General features: G+C 63.3%; 9 protein-coding genes. 7 read left to right on the forward strand and 2 right to left on the reverse strand.

What is annotated here, in order from left to right; all coding sequences use genetic code 11:
* The first annotated feature begins 200 nt into the window (after window positions 1-200).
* The 6 genes from ACVOLS_RS19705 (at window position 201) to ACVOLS_RS19730 (ending at window position 14301) form a co-directional block, all read left to right on the forward strand.
* On the forward strand, window positions 201-2510 hold the full coding sequence (locus tag ACVOLS_RS19705) for a beta-N-acetylhexosaminidase (protein ID WP_481547029.1): 2310 nt from the start codon (window positions 201-203) through the stop codon (window positions 2508-2510).
* Window positions 2511-2989: 479 nt separating this feature from the next.
* Complete coding sequence (locus ACVOLS_RS19710) at window positions 2990-4114, forward strand: glucokinase family protein (protein WP_481547030.1); 1125 nt, start codon at window positions 2990-2992, stop codon at window positions 4112-4114.
* Window positions 4115-4128: 14 nt separating this feature from the next.
* A complete protein-coding gene (locus tag ACVOLS_RS19715) occupies window positions 4129-6930 on the forward strand; it encodes a TonB-dependent receptor (RefSeq protein WP_481547031.1) in 2802 nt (933 codons plus the stop codon).
* Between the two features lie 604 nt (window positions 6931-7534).
* Window positions 7535-10183, forward strand: coding sequence for a TonB-dependent receptor (locus ACVOLS_RS19720; protein ID WP_481547032.1), 2649 nt, complete (start codon window positions 7535-7537; stop codon window positions 10181-10183).
* A 98-nt stretch (window positions 10184-10281) separates the two neighbouring features.
* Window positions 10282-11880 carry an outer membrane protein assembly factor BamB family protein gene (locus ACVOLS_RS19725; RefSeq protein ID WP_481547033.1) on the forward strand — a complete coding sequence of 533 codons (1599 nt, stop codon included), beginning with the start codon at window positions 10282-10284 and terminating at the stop codon, window positions 11878-11880.
* Window positions 11881-11943: 63 nt separating this feature from the next.
* Complete coding sequence (locus ACVOLS_RS19730; RefSeq protein WP_481547034.1) at window positions 11944-14301, forward strand: beta-N-acetylhexosaminidase; 2358 nt, start codon at window positions 11944-11946, stop codon at window positions 14299-14301.
* 245 nt (window positions 14302-14546) lie between these two features.
* Here the strand turns inward: ACVOLS_RS19730 and ACVOLS_RS19735 are convergent, their stop codons facing one another.
* Together ACVOLS_RS19735 and ACVOLS_RS19740 are read right to left on the reverse strand one after the other, a co-directional pair.
* Window positions 14547-14921, reverse strand: a complete 375-nt coding sequence (locus ACVOLS_RS19735) for a VanZ family protein (RefSeq protein ID WP_481547037.1) — start codon at window positions 14919-14921, stop codon at window positions 14547-14549.
* 7 nt (window positions 14922-14928) lie between these two features.
* The gene (locus ACVOLS_RS19740; RefSeq protein ID WP_481547035.1) at window positions 14929-16113 is read right to left on the reverse strand and encodes a class I SAM-dependent methyltransferase; all 1185 of its coding nucleotides are present in this window, start codon (window positions 16111-16113) and stop codon (window positions 14929-14931) included.
* Window positions 16114-16167: 54 nt separating this feature from the next.
* On the opposite strand from ACVOLS_RS19740, the gene ACVOLS_RS19745 reads away from it, so the two are divergent.
* Window positions 16168-16905: a pteridine reductase gene (locus ACVOLS_RS19745; protein ID WP_481547036.1), complete on the forward strand. Its 738-nt coding sequence runs from the start codon at window positions 16168-16170 to the stop codon at window positions 16903-16905.
* Window positions 16906-17154: the final 249 nt, after the last annotated feature.

Genomic DNA, 17154 nt, shown 5'->3' on the forward strand with positions numbered 1-17154 from the left:
GGTCGCGGCGCCCACGCCCCCCGTCCCCCTCCGGCCCCCCGCCCCGCCGGGCAGGGGCACCCCACTACATGGAGCCGGGGCAATGCCGAGCATGGCTCGGCACTACCGAAAGCCACAGCGTTGCCGAGCATGGCTCGGCACTACACAAGATTCCTGCGGCACTACACACTGCCGCCCAAGCACAGACAGGAGCTCCGCCCATGACGAAGTCCTTCCACAAGCGCAGCCGCGCGCCGTGGCTCAGCAGCTGCGTATTGCTGGGCATGTCCGCCCTGCAGGTACAGGCCGCCGACACCACCTCCGCCCCTTCGCTTGTTCCCCTGCCCGCCAGCTACCAGGCTGACGGCGGCAAGGACTTCGTGTTGAAGAGCTCCGCCCGTGTCGGCGGCAACGACGAGGCAGCACGCCGCGCCGCCGCGCAATTCGTGACCCTGCTCAAGCAGAACGGTGGCCCGACCCTGGCCATCGCCGACAACGCCAGCAAGGCGCAGATCCGCTTCCGTCTCGATCCTTCGGCAACCAATACCGCCGAAGGCTACGCACTCAAGGTTTCCAATACGGGCATAGATGTCAGCGCCGGTGATGATGTCGGCCTGTTCTACGGCGCGGTCACCGCCGCGCAGCTGTTGACCGGCAACACGCCCGGCCACGTCGCCGCCGCCACCATCACTGATACCCCGCGCTTCCCGTGGCGTGGCTTCATGCTCGACTCGGCGCGCCACTTCCAGAGCATGGACGAGATCAAGAAGCTGCTCGATGCGATGGCGCAGCACAAGCTCAACACCTTCCACTGGCATCTCACCGATGACCAAGGCTGGCGCATGGAGATCAAGCGCTATCCGAAGCTGACCGAAGTCGGCAGCTGCCGCGTGCCACTGGGCGATGCCGGCATCAATACCACCACCGGCGAGCCGCGCCAGTACTGCGGCTATTACACGCAGGAACAGATCCGCGAAATCATCGCCTATGCGGCCGAGCGCCACATCCAGGTGATCCCGGAAATCGACGTTCCCGGCCACGCCACCGCCGCCATCGTCGCCTACCCCGAGCTGGGCACGACCGAACAGAAGCTGGTCATCGACAACCAGTGGGGCGTGTTCCCGAACCTGTTCAACACCGAGGAAGCGACGTTCCAGTTCCTCGAGAACGTTCTGGAAGAAGTAATCCAGATGTTCCCCTCCAAGTACGTGCATGTCGGCGGCGACGAAGCGGTCAAGGACCAGTGGATCGCCTCCAAGCGCGTGCAGGAGCGCATGCGTGAACTCGGCGCCAAGAATGAAATGGAAATGCAGAGCCATATCATCAAGCGCCTGGAGAAGTTCCTTGAGCAGCACGACAAGCGCCTGATCGGCTGGGATGAAATCCTCGAAGGTGGCCTGCCGCCGGAAGCAACGGTGATGTCCTGGCGCGGTACCGAAGGTGGACTCAAGGCCGCCAGCGAAGGCCACGACGTGGTGATGTCGCCGGTCACCCACATGTACATGGATTACCTGCAGACCGAGTCGCCGAACGAGCCGCCGGGCCGACCGACCACCATCAGCCTGCAGAAAGCCTACGAGTTCGAACCGGTGCCTGCCGAGCTGGCTGCCGACAAGCGTTCGCACATCCTTGGCCTGCAGGCCAATATGTTCAACGAGCACACCCGCAACAACCAGAACCTGGAACACAACCTGTTCCCGCGCCTGGCTGCCGTGGCGGAAACCGGTTGGAGCCCGCAGGACAAGCGCAACTTCGGCAACTTCCTGCAGCGCCTGCCACGCCAGTTGCAGCGCTACCAGGCAATGGACATCGCCTATGCGAAGACGCCGTTCCAGGTCGACATGATCGACAAGGGCGAGCACCGCACTGGCGCGGTGCAGGTGAGCTTGAACAATCCGCTGGGCTACCCGGTGCATTACACGCTGGATGGCAGCCCGGTCACCGCCAGCTCGCCGCTGTACGCACAGCCGCTGCAGCTGAAGGTGCCTGTGCAGGTGCAGACCGCTGCGTTCTTTGACGGCAAGCCACTGGCCACCGCCAACACCTTCAAGCTCGACGCGGCATCGCTGCTGGTCCGCGAAGATACCCAGCTTGGCCTGTGCCCGAATGGCGGCAAGCTGCTGCTGCGCCTGGAAGACGATGGCCCGGCCGAAGGTCAGCGCGAGGTGTTCAACGTCAACATCTTCAACCCGTGCTGGTTGTGGAGTGATGTGGACCTGTCAGGCATTGCAAGCATCAAGGTGCGTGCTGGCCGCATTCCGTACAACTTCCAGCTTGCCCACGACGAGCCGTCGCGCAAGTTTGCACCGGCGCGCACTGCCCATGGCGAAATGGAAATCCTGGCCAACTGCGAAGGCAAGCCGCTGGCCTCGGTGCCGCTGCCGGCCGAGCCGAATGCCGATGGCTTCCTCGAGCTGGACGCCAGCATCACCGCGCCTGCAACACGTGGCGACCTGTGCGTACGCTTCACCGGCGACACCCGTCCCAACATGTGGACGCTGGACTGGATCAAGCTCGAGCCGGCCAAGTAATCCACACAGCGGTTTGATGCAGGCACAAGGCCACCGCATGCGGTGGCGTTGTGCGGTCTGCCGTCCGGGTGGGAATGATCCGGGGTGTTGTGGGTGCGGCGTAAGCCGCGAAGCCACTGATCCGACCGTCGGCAACAACCCTGTACATCGACTCACCGATGCCCACCGCCGTCCGTGGAGCCTGAAAGTCCTCAATTTCAGTGCTGCCAGCTTCGCGGCTTACGCCGCTCCCACAGCTCCCCTTTTATGCCAAAAAATTTCACAGAATTTCAACCAACCATGAAAATCCAGTTCAAAAGCTCCCATGGATTTCATGTGAAACGAAAATAATTACTAAAATCATTGATATACAAGCATCAACCACGATGCACGAAGGGTGAAAATTTTTTGCACTGCGCCTTGACATCGTTGTCACGAAGCCATGACACTCCGCATGCCGCAACGCCACCAGGTGTCGCGCCAACTTCCAGGGGACGTGCGTGGTTGCCAGCCGGAACACAACAGCCAAGCTGACCACTCTTACATCTGCCGCGCCGTTGCTGGCCGCCGATGTGGGCGGCACCCACGTCCGCGTGGGCCTGGTGCAGCCGGGCAGCAGCGCCAGCGCACCCCTACAGCTGCTGGCCTATCGCCAGTACCGCTGTGCCGACTATCCGGACCTGAGCAGCATCCTTGCCCAGTTCCCGGTCGACCGCGCCAACGTGCGCGAATGCGCCATCGCCAGTGCCGGTTACGCCCTGCCCGATGGCACGGTGATCTCCGCCAACCTGCCGTGGCCGCTGTCGTGCAATCGCATCCGCGATGACCTTGGCTTCGCCGCGGTACACCTGGTCAATGATTTCGAAGCCGTTGCCCATGCCGCTGCGCATATCGATGCCAGCGAGGCACTACTGCTGAGCGGCCCTACCGCCGCCGCCGAGGGCCCTGTATTGATCGTCGGCCCCGGCACTGGCCTGGGCGCGGCACTGTGGATTCCCAATGGCAGCCGCTCAATGGTGCTGGCCACCGAAGCCGGGCAAGCCTCGCTGAGCGCCAGCACCACGCTGGAAGTCGCCGTGCTGCAGCAGATGCTGCGCGGGCGCAGCCATGTCGCCATCGAGCACGCCCTGTCTGGCCCAGGCCTGCTCAATCTGTACAACGCACTGTGCGCCGTACGCGACACCGCGCCCGTGCACGCCACACCCGACGCAATCAGCGCCGCTGCCTGCGATGGCAGCGATCCGGTTGCCGAACAAACGCTGCAGCTGTTCTGCGCGATTCTCGGTTCGACCATCGGCGACATGGCGCTGCTGTACGGCGCGCAAGGCGGCATCTACCTGGCTGGCGGCATCCTGCCCAAGATCAGTCAGTTCCTTATCAACAGCAGCTTCGCCGAGCGGTTCCTCAACAAGGGACCGATGCGCGAAGCGCTGCAACGCATCCCCGTGAAGTTGGTAGAGCACGGGCAACTGGGCGTCATCGGCGCCGCCAGTTGGTATCTGGGACGCAGGGAAATCGATCCCAGCGCACCGCACTCGGCAGTAACCCACGCGCATGCGGCAGCCCGCCCATGCACAGCGTCCAGCGACACAACTTCCGGCCAGCTCGCCGGCATCCATCAATGATGAGGAGAGACATCATGAGGTACCGCAAGTCCGTACTATCCGCCGCTATCGTCACCTGCCTGAGCTTTTCAGCGCATGCGCAGGAAACCAGCAAGGAAGCCACCGAGCTTGACCGCGTTGTCGTCACCGGCATCCGCGCCAGCTTGCAGCAATCGCTGGAAACCAAGCGCAACGCCGACGCCATCGTCGACGTGATCACCGCCGAGGACGTGGGCAAGTTCCCGGCCACCAACGTCGCCGAAGCGATGACCATCATTCCGGGCGTCACCATCGACCGCGCATATGGCCAGGGCGAGAAGGTGTCGATCCTCGGCACCGACCCGGCCTTGAACCGCACCCTGCTCAATGGCCAGTCCATCGCTTCGGGCGACTGGAACATGTCCGACTTTCCGACCCGCACCTTCAACTACTCGCTACTGGCGCCGGAAGTGGTTGGCAAGCTGGAAGTCTTCAAGTCGCCGGAAGCCCGCATCGATGAAGGCTCCATCGGCGGCACCGTGATTGTTTCCACGCGCAAGCCGCTGGACATGCCGGAGAAGGTCAGCGTTTCCGGCCGGGTCAGCTATGGCCGCAATGATCGCATCGAGAAAACCGACCCAAGCGCCTCCGCCGCCTTCGCCTGGAAGAACGAAGCCGAGACCTTCGGCGTCATCGTGTCCGCTCAGGCCTCGAATGAGAGCATCCGCCGCGACGGCATCGAGTCCTACGGCATCGTCCGCGCCAAGGACTACATCGGCGGCCTGGGCGGCTCCAACGGCTCGGTCACCAACCTGCCGACCGACTGGTCGGTGGCCCCCAACCCGGATGGCTCGCAGCCCACCTCGCCGGCAACCTGCGTTGGCAAGTGTGCCGAGACGCTGTACGCCAATCCGGATGCAGTCGGCCCCAACTCGACCAGCGCCCATTTCTTCGAACAGGAACGTGAGCGCAAGACCTACTCGCTGGCATTGCAGTTCAAGCCCGTCGAGCAGATGAACATCGAGTTGAACGCGCTGAAGATCAACGCCAACTTCGATCACATGGCGCAGTCGATGTTCACCCACCAGGGCAATACCTGGAACAGCCTGAAGACGCTCACCGACATCACCGTCAAGGATGGCCTGATCACCAGCGCCAGCCACAAGAACGGCCTGGTCGTGTTCGACCTGCAGAACCGTCGCGCACAGGTGGACTCGGCAACCTACGACATCAAGGTGGACTGGAACGACGAGCGCTGGTTCGCCTCCACCCACATCGGCCGCACCAAGGCCGATGGCGGCCCGAAACAGGTGTTTGGTGAGTTCCTCGCACGCACCGACTACACCTGGTCGATCGCCGACGCACCGGGCAAGCCGGGCAGCGTCGAGTTCACTGGCGCCAACCCGTTCCTGAACCCCGACCAGTTCCAGATGGATGGCGGCTGGGGCGCGGACCCGACCAAGCCCACTTGGAACACCGGCTGGGGCGGTAACCTGGTCGAGAAGCCAACCACCGACAAGGAAACCTATGGCCAGGTCGACTTCGGCATCAAGCTGGATTCGCCAGTCTACCTGCTGCGCTTCGGCTACAAGCAGCGCAAGCATGAGACCACCCAGATCCAGCGCGGTATCGGCCTGGCATCGGTCGCTGGCTACGGCGACGCCAAGGCCTCGGACTTCGATCCACGCGTGCTGCCCGACAACTACCTGAAGGGCTTCAGCGGCTATGGCGACCTCGGCGAACGCTTCACGATCGATGGCTGGAAGCTGGCCGACTACATCACCAGCGGCAAGTGGCTGGCGCCGTGGCAGACGATGCCGGTGGTGTCGCCATTCAGTGCCGAGGAATTCGCCCGCAATAACTGGTCGATCAATGAAGACATCGGTGCCGCCTACCTGCAGGCCGACTTCAGCTTTGATCGCGTGCGCGGCAACATCGGCGTGCGCTATGTCCGCACCGACCTGGAATCGGGCAGCTACGCCTGCAATACCGGCCTGGCCGGCTGCACCCAGGGCGGCTGGTCCGCCGAGAAGCTGGCCGCGTCCTATGACCACGTGGTGAAGAAGAACAAGTACAACAACCTGCTGCCCAACTTGAACGTCGCCTTCGACGCCACCGACAGCCTGGTGCTGCGCGCGTCCGTCGCCAAGACCATGGCACGCCCGAACTACACCGATGTGTCGTCCTACCTGTGGCTGTCCGATACCGCACTGACCGGTGGTGGCGGCAACCCCAGCCTGAAGCCCTACTTGTCGACCAACGTGGACTTCTCGGCGGAGTGGTACTTCTCGGAGAACGCGATCCTCGCCGGCTCGATCTTCTACCGTGATGTCTCCGACTACATCCTCACCGAATCGACCCCGGAAACCCATTGGAACCAGAACCAGAACAAGAACGACACCTATCTGGTTGACCGCCCACGCAACGCCGGTGACGCCAAGATCAAGGGCTACTCCGTCGCTTGGCAGCAGAACTTCGGTGCGGGTTTTGGCGTCATCGCCAACTACACCTACTCCGATGGCGAAGCTACCGGTGGCCGCCCGCTGCCGTTCAACTCGAAGAACCAGTTCAACATCAGCCCGTTCTTCGAGAACGACACCTGGACCGCCCGCGTCACCTACGGCTGGCGTGACAAGTACTTCACCCAGGTCAGCGCAGGCCGTGAGCTGTGGACCATGGATTACGCCTCGCTGGACGCATCGGTGGCCTTCAAGATCACCGAGAACCTGTCGGTCGGCCTGGATGCGATGAACCTGCTGGATGAGGAATACCACTCCTACTCCGGCGTGGAGCAGCTCACCCGTGGCGCCTACCTGAGCGGCCGTCGCTACAACGCATCGCTGCGCTTCAACTTCTAAGCCAGCACCAACGCTGCAACTGTTTTCCGCTGTTCTTTCTCCTCCAGCGGGCCTGGGTTTTCCAGGCCCGCTTTTTTTGTGCCCGTGCTGGCAATCGCTGCAATGAAGCGGAACCGCAATTACCAATGAGTTGATGCTGAACATAATTTTCAACCATAAAATAAATATCGTTGAATCCATTTCAGTAGATATGAATGGAAATTTCCTTTCATTGAAAAATCGCCTTAAATAAAGCAATAGATGCATGAAATTGCCTTTTTTAACGAGGCATTTTTCATGAAAATTATTTTTGCCAAAAGTAAAAAATCACCGCAAACTTCACTCCTGGCTGAACACCGGTAGTCCCGCGCTCCACCCAACGTATCGAGGCATGACGTGGACAAGCATCGCCAGCTACACCCCTCGCTTCTTCCACGTCGGCGGCCTGCATCGCAGGGCAGCAGCGCGCGACGTCATCCCCACGACCGCCTCTGACTGACGCCAGACTCCACGCGGCCGGCCAGCTCGGTGACCGCGACCATCTAACCGCACGCCCGCCCGGGCTGCGGCAATCACTGACCGGCTCGCATTCGTCGGCCATCCATCAGCAAAGGGAGAGAGACCTTTGAACCACCGCAAGTCGCCGCTCACCGCCGCCATCATCAGTTGTCTGGCAATCAGCTTCTCCGCTGCCGCCCAGGACGCGCAGAAAGAAGCCACCGAGCTTGACCGTGTCGTTGTCACCGGCATCCGCGCCAGCCTGCAGCAGTCGCTGGAAACCAAGCGCAATGCCGACGCCATCGTCGACGTCATCACCGCCGAGGACGTGGGCAAGTTCCCGGCCACCAACGTTGCCGAAGCGATGACCATCATCCCCGGCGTCGCCATCGACCGCGCCTTCGGCCAGGGCGAGCGCGTCAGCATCCTCGGCACCGATCCCTCGCTCAATCGCACCCTGCTCAACGGCCAGACCATCGCCTCGGGCGATTGGAACATGTCCGACTTCCCCACCCGTACCTTCAACTACTCGCTGCTGGCACCGCAGCTGGTCGGCAAGATCGAGGTGTTCAAGTCTCCCGAAGCACGCCTGGACGAAGGCTCGATCGGCGGCACCGTGATGATCACCACGCGTAAGCCCCTGGACATGGAAAAGTCACTGACCATCTCCGGCCAGGTCGGCGTGACCCGTAATGAAGTGGCCAGCACCAACGATCCGAACGCAGCGCTGCTGCTGGGCTGGAAGAACCAGGCCGAAAACTTCGGCGTGGTGTTCTCGGCACAACGCGACGAAGAAAACATCCGCCGCGAAGGCTACGAGGCATTCAACGTCATCACCGCCAGCGCATTCAATGCGTCGATCGCCAACGGCACTTGCGCTGGCGCCTGCGCCGACGCGATCCGCGCCAATCCGAACGCGATAGGCGTCAACTCGGCCGGCGCCGGGTTCTTTGAACAGGAGCGCAAGCGCGACACCTATACCCTGAGCCTGCAGGCCAAGCCGGTCGACAAGCTCGACATCGAGTTCAACGCCTTCGCCATCGATGCCAGCTATGACCATCAGACCCACCCGATGTTCATCAACCAGGGCAACAACTTCCACAGCGGCGGCAGGCTGACCGACATCACCATCAAGGATGGCATCGTCACCGGTGGCAAGATGAAGAACGCGCTGTCGATCTTCGACCTGCAGAGCCGTTGGGCCGAAACCGAGTCGCGCACCTACGACCTGAAGGCCGCCTGGAACGACGAGCGCTGGTCGCTCAGCACGCAGATCGGCAGCACCCGTGCCGATGCCGGCCCGCGCCAGTTCTACAGCGAATTCCTCGCCCACACCGACTACGAATGGAAGGTCAAGAACTCCGACACCAACCCATTCGAAGTCAGCTTCCCGAACGGCAACCCGTTCACCGACCCGTCGCTGTTCCGTTTCGAGGGCTGGGCGGGCAACGTGGTCGAGAAGCCGACCGTGGACAAGGAAAAATACGGGCAGGTCGACTTCGGCCTGAAGCTCGACTCGCCGGTCTACCTGCTGCGCTTCGGCTACAAGCAGCGCGATCACTTCGTCGGCCAGGTGCAGCGCGGCTTTGGCCTCAATACCGCCGCTACCAACAGCGCCGGCGAGTTCGGCCCGCGGCCGATGCCGAGTGACTACCTGTCTGGCCTTGGCAATGGCGGCGCACTCTCGGATCGCTTCACCGTTGATCCGGCCAAGCTGTACGAGTGGATCATGAGCGGCAAGTGGTTGGCACCGGGCGCTTCGATGCCTGCGCTGTCGCCGTTCAACTCCGGCGAGTTCGCGCGCAACACCTGGTCGATCGAGGAAGACAGCAAGGCTGTCTATGCCCAGGCTGATTTCAGCTTCGATCGCCTGCGCGGCAATATCGGTGTCCGCTACGTGCGCACCGAGACCACCAATGAAGGCTACACCTGCGCCAACAACGTGAACCCCTGCCCGCAATGGGAAACCGTCGTCGCGGGCAAGAAGTACAACAACGTACTGCCCAACCTCAACCTGATCTACGACCTCAACGATGATGTCGTGCTGCGCTTCTCCTCGGCCAAGGTCATCGCCCGCCCGAACTATGCGGACATGTCCAGCTACATCTGGCTGACCGACCTGAACCTGTCCGGTGCCGGCGGCAACCCCGACCTGGATCCGTACCAGTCCACCAATTTCGACTTCTCCGCCGAGTGGTACCTGTCCGAGAACGCGATCCTGGCCGCTTCGGTGTTCTACCGCGACGTCAAGGACTACATCCTCAACCAGTCGCAGAAGGAAACCCACTACAACATCAACCAGAACCGGGATGATCTGTACGACGTGACCCGTCCGCAGAACGCCGGCAACGCCAAGGTCCGCGGATACTCGCTGGCATGGCAGCAGGGCTTCGGCGCGGGCTTCGGCATCGTCGCCAACTACACCTTCTCCGATGGTGAGGCCGATGATGGCCGTCCGTTGCCGTTCAACTCCGAGCACCAGTTCAACATCAGCCCCTACTTCGAACAGGGCAACTGGAGCGCGCGGGTCACCTACGGCTGGCGCGACAAGTACTTCACCCGCATGGCCGCGGCCAACACCCAGGTGTGGACCGATGACTACGCCTCGCTGGATGCCTCCGTCGGTTACCGCATCAACGACAACCTGGCGATCCAGATCAACGCCATGAACCTGCTCAACGAGAAGTACCACAGCTACTTCGGCAGCAAGGCACTCACCAATGGCCTGTACACCACCGGCCGTCGCTACATGGCGTCACTGCGTTTTGATTTCTAAGTCAGGCAACCGCTGCTGATGCCGTACCGCGGGCCCGGTTCGCCGGGCCCGCCCCTTCCTCGCATTTACCTCTCCACGACCCTGGCCGGGCCACCACGATGCATGTTTCCTTCTGCAACAGTGCTCCTGTACAGCGCCAGCAACACGCCTGGAAGCGATTGCTGCCCGTCTGCCTGCTGGCAATCAGCAGCCTCGCCAAGGCACAAACAACTGATCTCTCCGGCTACTGGCTTGGTGAGATAGGCAGCGCACGCGAAAAGGTCGTGATGGGATTGCAGCTGCAGGCCGACGCCGACGGCCGCTACGACATGCAACTCGACCTGCCGGTGGCACACCTGCAACGCCTGCCGCTACCCGACAAGGCCGACTTCAACAACAAGGTGCTGGCACAGAACGCACTGCACATGCGTCTGCAGCAAACAGGCAACCGCCTTGTTGGCAGCATGCTTGGCGAAGGCGAACAGGTCAGCCTGCGCCGCGCCAGCCGCGACCAGCCGCCTGCTGCAGCGCTTCCGACCACCGACACGGAAGCCCTGCCGACACCACGCTGGAGCACCCGCCTGGGCGGACAGATCTTCGCATCCCCGGTAACCCACCAAGGCATCGCCTACATCGGCACGACCAGCGGCGCGGTATCTGCAGTCAAGCTGGACGACGGTGCAGTGCTGTGGACCACCACCACCGGCTATCCGGTGTATGCCAGCGCTTTGGTGAGCGCCGACTCGCTGTTCGTGAGCAGCGATGGGGGTTACCTGCATCGTCTGGACCGCCATACCGGGCGCGAACAATGGCGCTCCTCCATCCAGGGCAGCCAGACCAGCCGCGAACCACCGCATCCCCAACTCGCCGCCTGGGAATGGCAGGCGCCGCGTCCGCTGCTCATCGACGGGCAGCTCCACATAGGCGGTGCCGACGGCACCGTGCAGGCGCTGGATGCGGAGAACGGTGCCATGCGCTGGAAGACGCAGTTGCCCGGCCGCATTCTGCACACCCCTGCCAGTGATGGCAGACACCTGTTCCTCGTCAGCGAAGCCGGTGCCGTGCAGGCATTGGCGCTGCGCGATGGCAGTCCAATCTGGCAGTACCGCATGAAGTCCCGGTCCGGGGCAGCGCCGATGGTGCACGCCGGCCGCGTGTTCGCCAACGATCGCAGTGGCGTGCTGTACGCACTCGATGCGAGCGATGGTCGCCCGCTTTGGCGCACCCAGTTCTGGACGTCGTGGATAGAGTCGGAACCCGCGTTCGACGGCGATACGCTGTATATCGGTTCTTCCGATCTACGCAAGATCAGCGCGATCGATATCCGCAACGGACACGTGCAATGGCGCACCGATGTGGGTGGATGGAGTTGGGGCACGCCATTGCAGGTGGGCGATCACCTGCTCGTCGGAATGGCAGCGGGCAAGCCGTATTTCCTGGAACACACCGCCGGTATCGGCCTGCTCGATCGCCGCGATGGGCGCCTGTTGGCGAGGCGCACACTGCCGGCCGGGCATGGCTTTCAATGGGGCATCGCTGGCAGTCTCGCTACCGATGGCCACATCGTGGTGGCCGCCGACATCGAGGGAGTGCTGAACGGCTTCGCCCTTGATGCGATGATCCCAACGCGCAGCAGCGTTACCTCCCCGCCATCACCTGCAACGCTGCAGGTCGGCTCCGTCTTGCCTTCCTCCCCCCATGGATCGCAGCAACCGTAACTTCAACCGCGAACGCACCAGCGTGCGGCTGCACGCCAGCCGACATTTAGAAGAGGATTCACGATGACCGGACACCGACTTCCCACCCATGCACTGTACGCCGCGCTGCTGCTTGCCGTGGCCGTGCCCGGCGGCCATGCGCTTGCTGCCGCCACTGCCGCGCCCGCGTCGTGGCAACAACCGGTGGAAGTGACAGGCGCCAGCATCATTCCGCGCCCGGTATCGGTGCTGCCGGGCAATGGTCGCTTCAACGTCGATGCATCGACCCGTGTCATCGCTGCAGACGGTGCCAGCGAAGTCGCCGCACACTTCACCCAGTTGCTGGCGCGCACCACACCGCTGCAGCTCACGCCCGGCAGCAGTGGCCAGGCCAAGGGTGCGATCCAGTTCCGCATCAGCAAGCCCGCTGTCAAAGCAGCATCACCGGAAAGCTATTCGCTGCGCATCAACGCCGATGGCGTACTGGTCGAAGCCGGCGATGCGCGTGGTCTTTTCTACGGTGCGATGTCGCTGTGGCAGCTCCTGTCCGGCTCACCTGCAGACAGCATCACCTTGCCGGCGATGCAGGTGGAGGATGCGCCGCGTTTCAGCTGGCGTGGCTTCATGCTCGACTCAGCACGCCACTTCCAGAGCATCGATGACATCAAGCTGATCCTCGATGCGATGGCCACGCACAAGCTCAACACCTTCCACTGGCATCTCACCGATGACCAGGGCTGGCGTATGGAAATCAAGCGCTACCCCAAGCTGACCGAAGTTGGCAGCTGCCGCGCCGCTGCTGGCGAAGCCGGCGTTGGTGCTGACGGCAAGCCGCATCTGTATTGCGGTTACTACACGCAGGAACAGATCCGTGACGTGGTGGCCTATGCCGCCGCACGCCATATCACTGTTGTGCCGGAGATCGACGTACCTGGCCATGCGCAGGCCGCGGTTGCCGCCTATCCGGAGCACGGTGTCGTCGATGGCCCGACCAAGCCATCGGCCAACTGGGGCGTGAACCCCTATCTGTTCAACCCGCGCGAGGAGACCCTGCAGTTCCTGGAGAACATCCTGGCCGAAGTGCTGGAAATGTTCCCCGGCCAGTACATCCACATCGGTGGCGATGAAGCGGTGAAGTACCAGTGGCAGGATTCACCGCAGGTGCAGGCCTATATCCGCGAGCTGGGCCTGAAGGACGAAGAAGCACTGCAGTCGCACATGCTTAAGCGCCTGGAAAAGTACCTGGAAGACCACGACCGCAAACTGATCGGCTGGGACGAGATCATCGAAGGTGGCTTGCCGCCGCAGGCCACGGTGATGTCCTGGCGCGGCATCGAAGGCGGCATCGAGGCAGCCACGCACGGCCACGACGTGGTGATGACGCCGGGCAATACCTTGTACCTGGATTTCCTGCAGACCAATCTGCCGGAAGAACCGACAGGCCGCCCCAAGTTCACCTCGATGCAGCGCGTGTACGCGTTCGACCCGGTGCCCGCCGAGCTGACCCCGGCGCAGCGCAAGCACGTGATTGGCGTGCAGGCCAACATGTGGACCGAGCACACCCGCAACGGCAAGGACCTCAAGCACAACGTGTTCCCACGCCTGGCGGCGCTGTCCGAGATCGCCTGGACGCCGCTGCAGAACAAGAGCTACGACGACTTCCTTGCACGCCTGCCGGCGCAGTTGCAGCGCTACAAGGCATTGGGCATTGATTACGGCCAGACCGCGTTGTCGGTGGCGATGAAGCGCCAGGATGATCGTGCAGCCGAAAAGGTGACGGTCGAACTGTCCAACCCGCTCAGCTACCGCGACATCCGCTACACCACCGATGGCAGTACGCCAACCGCGCAGTCACCGGCCTATCCCGGCGCACTGACCTTGCCGGTGCCGACCGTGCTGACCGCATTGACCTTCTTCAATGGCAAGCCGGTGGCCGACAAGCCCAGCCAATGGAACTTCGATGCGCAGTCACTGCTGACCCGCAACGACAAGACCCTGGCGCAATGCCCGCAAGGCGGCCGCCTGCTCCTGCGTCTTGTCGACGACAACCCACTGCACGGTGAGCGCGACAACTTCGACGTCACCATCTTCAACCCGTGCTGGTTGTGGGAAGACGCGCAGCTGCAGGACATCGCCTCGGTCAAGGTGCGCGCCGGTCGCATTCCCTACAACTTCGGCCTGCTGCGCCCGGAGGAAGCCAAACGCGGCTTCCGCAAGCCGGTGAGCCAGTACGGCGAGTTTGAAGTGCGTGCCGGCTGCGAGGGCCGCGTGCTGGCCACGGTGCCGCTGCCGCAGCAGCCGGGCAAGGATGGCTTCATTGAACTGGAGGCGCCGCTGCAAGCCGGTGCCATGCAGATCACCGACCTGTGCATGACCTTCAGCGGCGATACCCGCCCGCAGATGTGGGTGCTGGACCAGGTGCATCTGCAGCCGAAGAAGTAAGGCCCGGGGAGAAATCGCCGGGAAGGCGCGGTGCGGTACGTGAGTCCTCTCCACCCACGTCCCGCACCGCACCGACTTTGCAAAATCACCGGCACCATGGCGGTGCCTGTGATGGCGCAAACGTAGCAGCCCAAGGGCTGCCAGCGTAAGTGCCAAAACAGCGGAAATTGCTGATTTATCTAAAGAATTAAGTTGCAGCAGCAACCAGAGCAGCTTGCAGCACTGCCCGAGGGCGCACTATCGGCTCAACGCCCTTGCAGCCTCAGCAGTAAATCCCGCAGCGGCGTCAGCGCAGTCAGCATGCCGATCAGCACACCGCTGGTATTGGCCAGGGCATCCATCGGATCGGCCATGCGCGTGGCAGTCAGCGCGCCCTGTGCCCACTCGATGCCCACACCCATCGCCACCAGACCTGCCGCCACCCAACACAGCGCGCGGCGGCTGCCGAACAGCTGCACTGCACTGGCAGACAGGATGAAGTAGGCCAACAGATGCTCGACCTTGTCGCTGTTCTGCGGCAGGTTCAATTCTGGAGGCGGGATCAGGCACACAACGATCACCACCAGCACCGCCGCGCACCACAGGCCCAACCAGAACCCTGCACGACGCAGCGGTTTCAGCGTGGTGCTACAGACGCCACGTCAGGTCACCAAGCAGGAAGGCCGCCGACATGTCGACATCGCGGCTGAAGCCCATCACCTGGAAGCGCTCGCCCATTTCGGTCGGCAGGGTCAGCCGCTTGAGCTGATCACGCAGGCGTATCTGGCCGACTTCATCGGTGCGCGCTTCGGCCTGCAGCAACAGATCGGTGATGCCGTTGCCGAGCAGGAAGTTGGCCTGGTTGCTGTAACCGGCCAGGTCGAAACCGGCATTGGTGCCGGCTTCGGCCAACGCAGTGAAATCCACCGATGCGGTGATGTCCTGCAGACCCGGCCACAGGAACACGTCGTTGTGCACGCGGTGACGGTAGAACGCGCGCATCGTGCCGTCGTTGCGATCGTGCTGGTAGAACTCGCTGCGCGAATAACCGTAGTCGACGAACAGCATCGCACCACGCTGCATGCCACCAGCCACCGCCTGGATCCAGTAGGGCAGCTGCGGCAGCACTTCGGAACGGTAACCGTGCGCGAACGGGCGCTCCAGGTAACGCTCCACATGCCGCACCGCACCCAGCATCAGCTGGTCGGCTGGTTGCGCGCCGCGCACGAAGCGGCCTTCGCCGTCGAGCTCAACAGTTTCTTCGTAGATCTCACCTTCGTCGGCGAGGAAGCGCGGCGTCGGTAGTGCATCGATCACCTCATTGGCGAACAGCACGCCGTCCCAATCGTCGTCGAACGGCCGGTCCAGCCACTCCACCAGTGCGAACACCGGCGGAATCAGTGCGCGCTCAAGGCGCTCGCGCTGGCGCTCACGCAGGTCGGCGCTGGGTTCGAGGATGGCGTAGCGCTCGGGCAGCGCATCCAGCTCCAGCAGGCGCTTGAGCATGATCTCGGCGAATGCACCGCTGCCGCCGCCCAGTTCCAGCATGCGGGCCTGCGGACCGAGCTGGTTCAGCACCGGCGCCACCGCATTGGCGGTGGTGGCGGCAAACAGCGAGCCAATCTCCGGCGAGGTGACGAAGTCACCGGCCGCGCCAAACTTGCTGGCGCCTGCGCTGTAATAGCCCCAACCCGGTGCATACAGTGCCAGCTCCATGAAGCGTGAGAACGGCACCGCACCGCCCTGGGCAAGGATGTCCGCACGCAGGTGCGCGGCCAGCTGCTCGCTGTGGGCGAGCGCGTCTGAATCGGGGATTGGCAGGTCGGAATGCATGATGCGGCGGTTTGCGAGGACAATGCACAGGATAGCTGAGTAAGGAAATCCCAGATGACAGAATCCCAACGGGTGGCCCTGGTCACCGGCAGCGCGCGCCGCATCGGCGCCGGCATTGCCCGTCACCTGCACGCCCATGGCTACCGCATCGCCCTGCATGCGCACCAGTCCAGCGAGGAGCTGCAGTCGTTGGCCTTCGATCTTGAGAGCGAGCGCGCCGGCAGCGTATTGGCGCTGGAGGCTGATCTGCGCGACGTGGCTGCCCTGCCCGACCTGGTCGAGCAGGCGGTCAGCCACTTCGGCCGGCTGGATGCGCTGGTCAACAATGCCTCCAACTTCTTCCCTACCCCGTTCGGGCAGGTCCAGCCGGAGCAATGGGATGAACTGTTCGCGGTGAATACGCGCGCACCGTTCTTCCTGGCGCAGGCCGCCGCCCCGCACCTGATCAAGCAGCGCGGCGCCATCGTCAACCTGACCGACCTGCACGCCACCCAGCCGCTGCGCGAGCACCCGGCCTACAGCTCGGCCAAGGCCGCGCTGGAGATGGTGACCCGCTCACTGGCGTTGGAGATGGCCCCGCACGTACGGGTCAATGCCATTGCCCCCGGCGCCATCCTCTGGCCCGAACAAGGCAAAAGCGAAGCGGCCAAGCAGAAGCTGATGGAGCGCACCCCGCTGGACCGCCTCGGCACCCCGCACGAGATCGCCTCGGCGGTACGTTGGCTGCTGGACGACGCTGGCTACATCACCGGCCAGACCCTGCGCCTGGACGGCGGCCGCCTGCTGACCTAGTGCCGCGCACCTGTAGTGCCGAGCCACGCTCGGCAGGGGCTTTACCAGCGAACAGCTGCCCTCACCCCAACCCCTCTCCCGCACACGGGAGAGGGGCTCAAGAAGCCTTCGCCGCACCCACCGTAGTGGGGGGGGGGGGGGGGGGGGGGGGGGGGGGGGGGTTTGGCGGTGGGCGGGGGGGGGTGGGGCGGGGGGGGGGGTTCGGGCTGGCGTAGTCTGGGAGGCGTCACCGCCCTCGGGGGGGGTGGG

The organism is Stenotrophomonas sp. STEN038, from assembly GCF_056759895.1.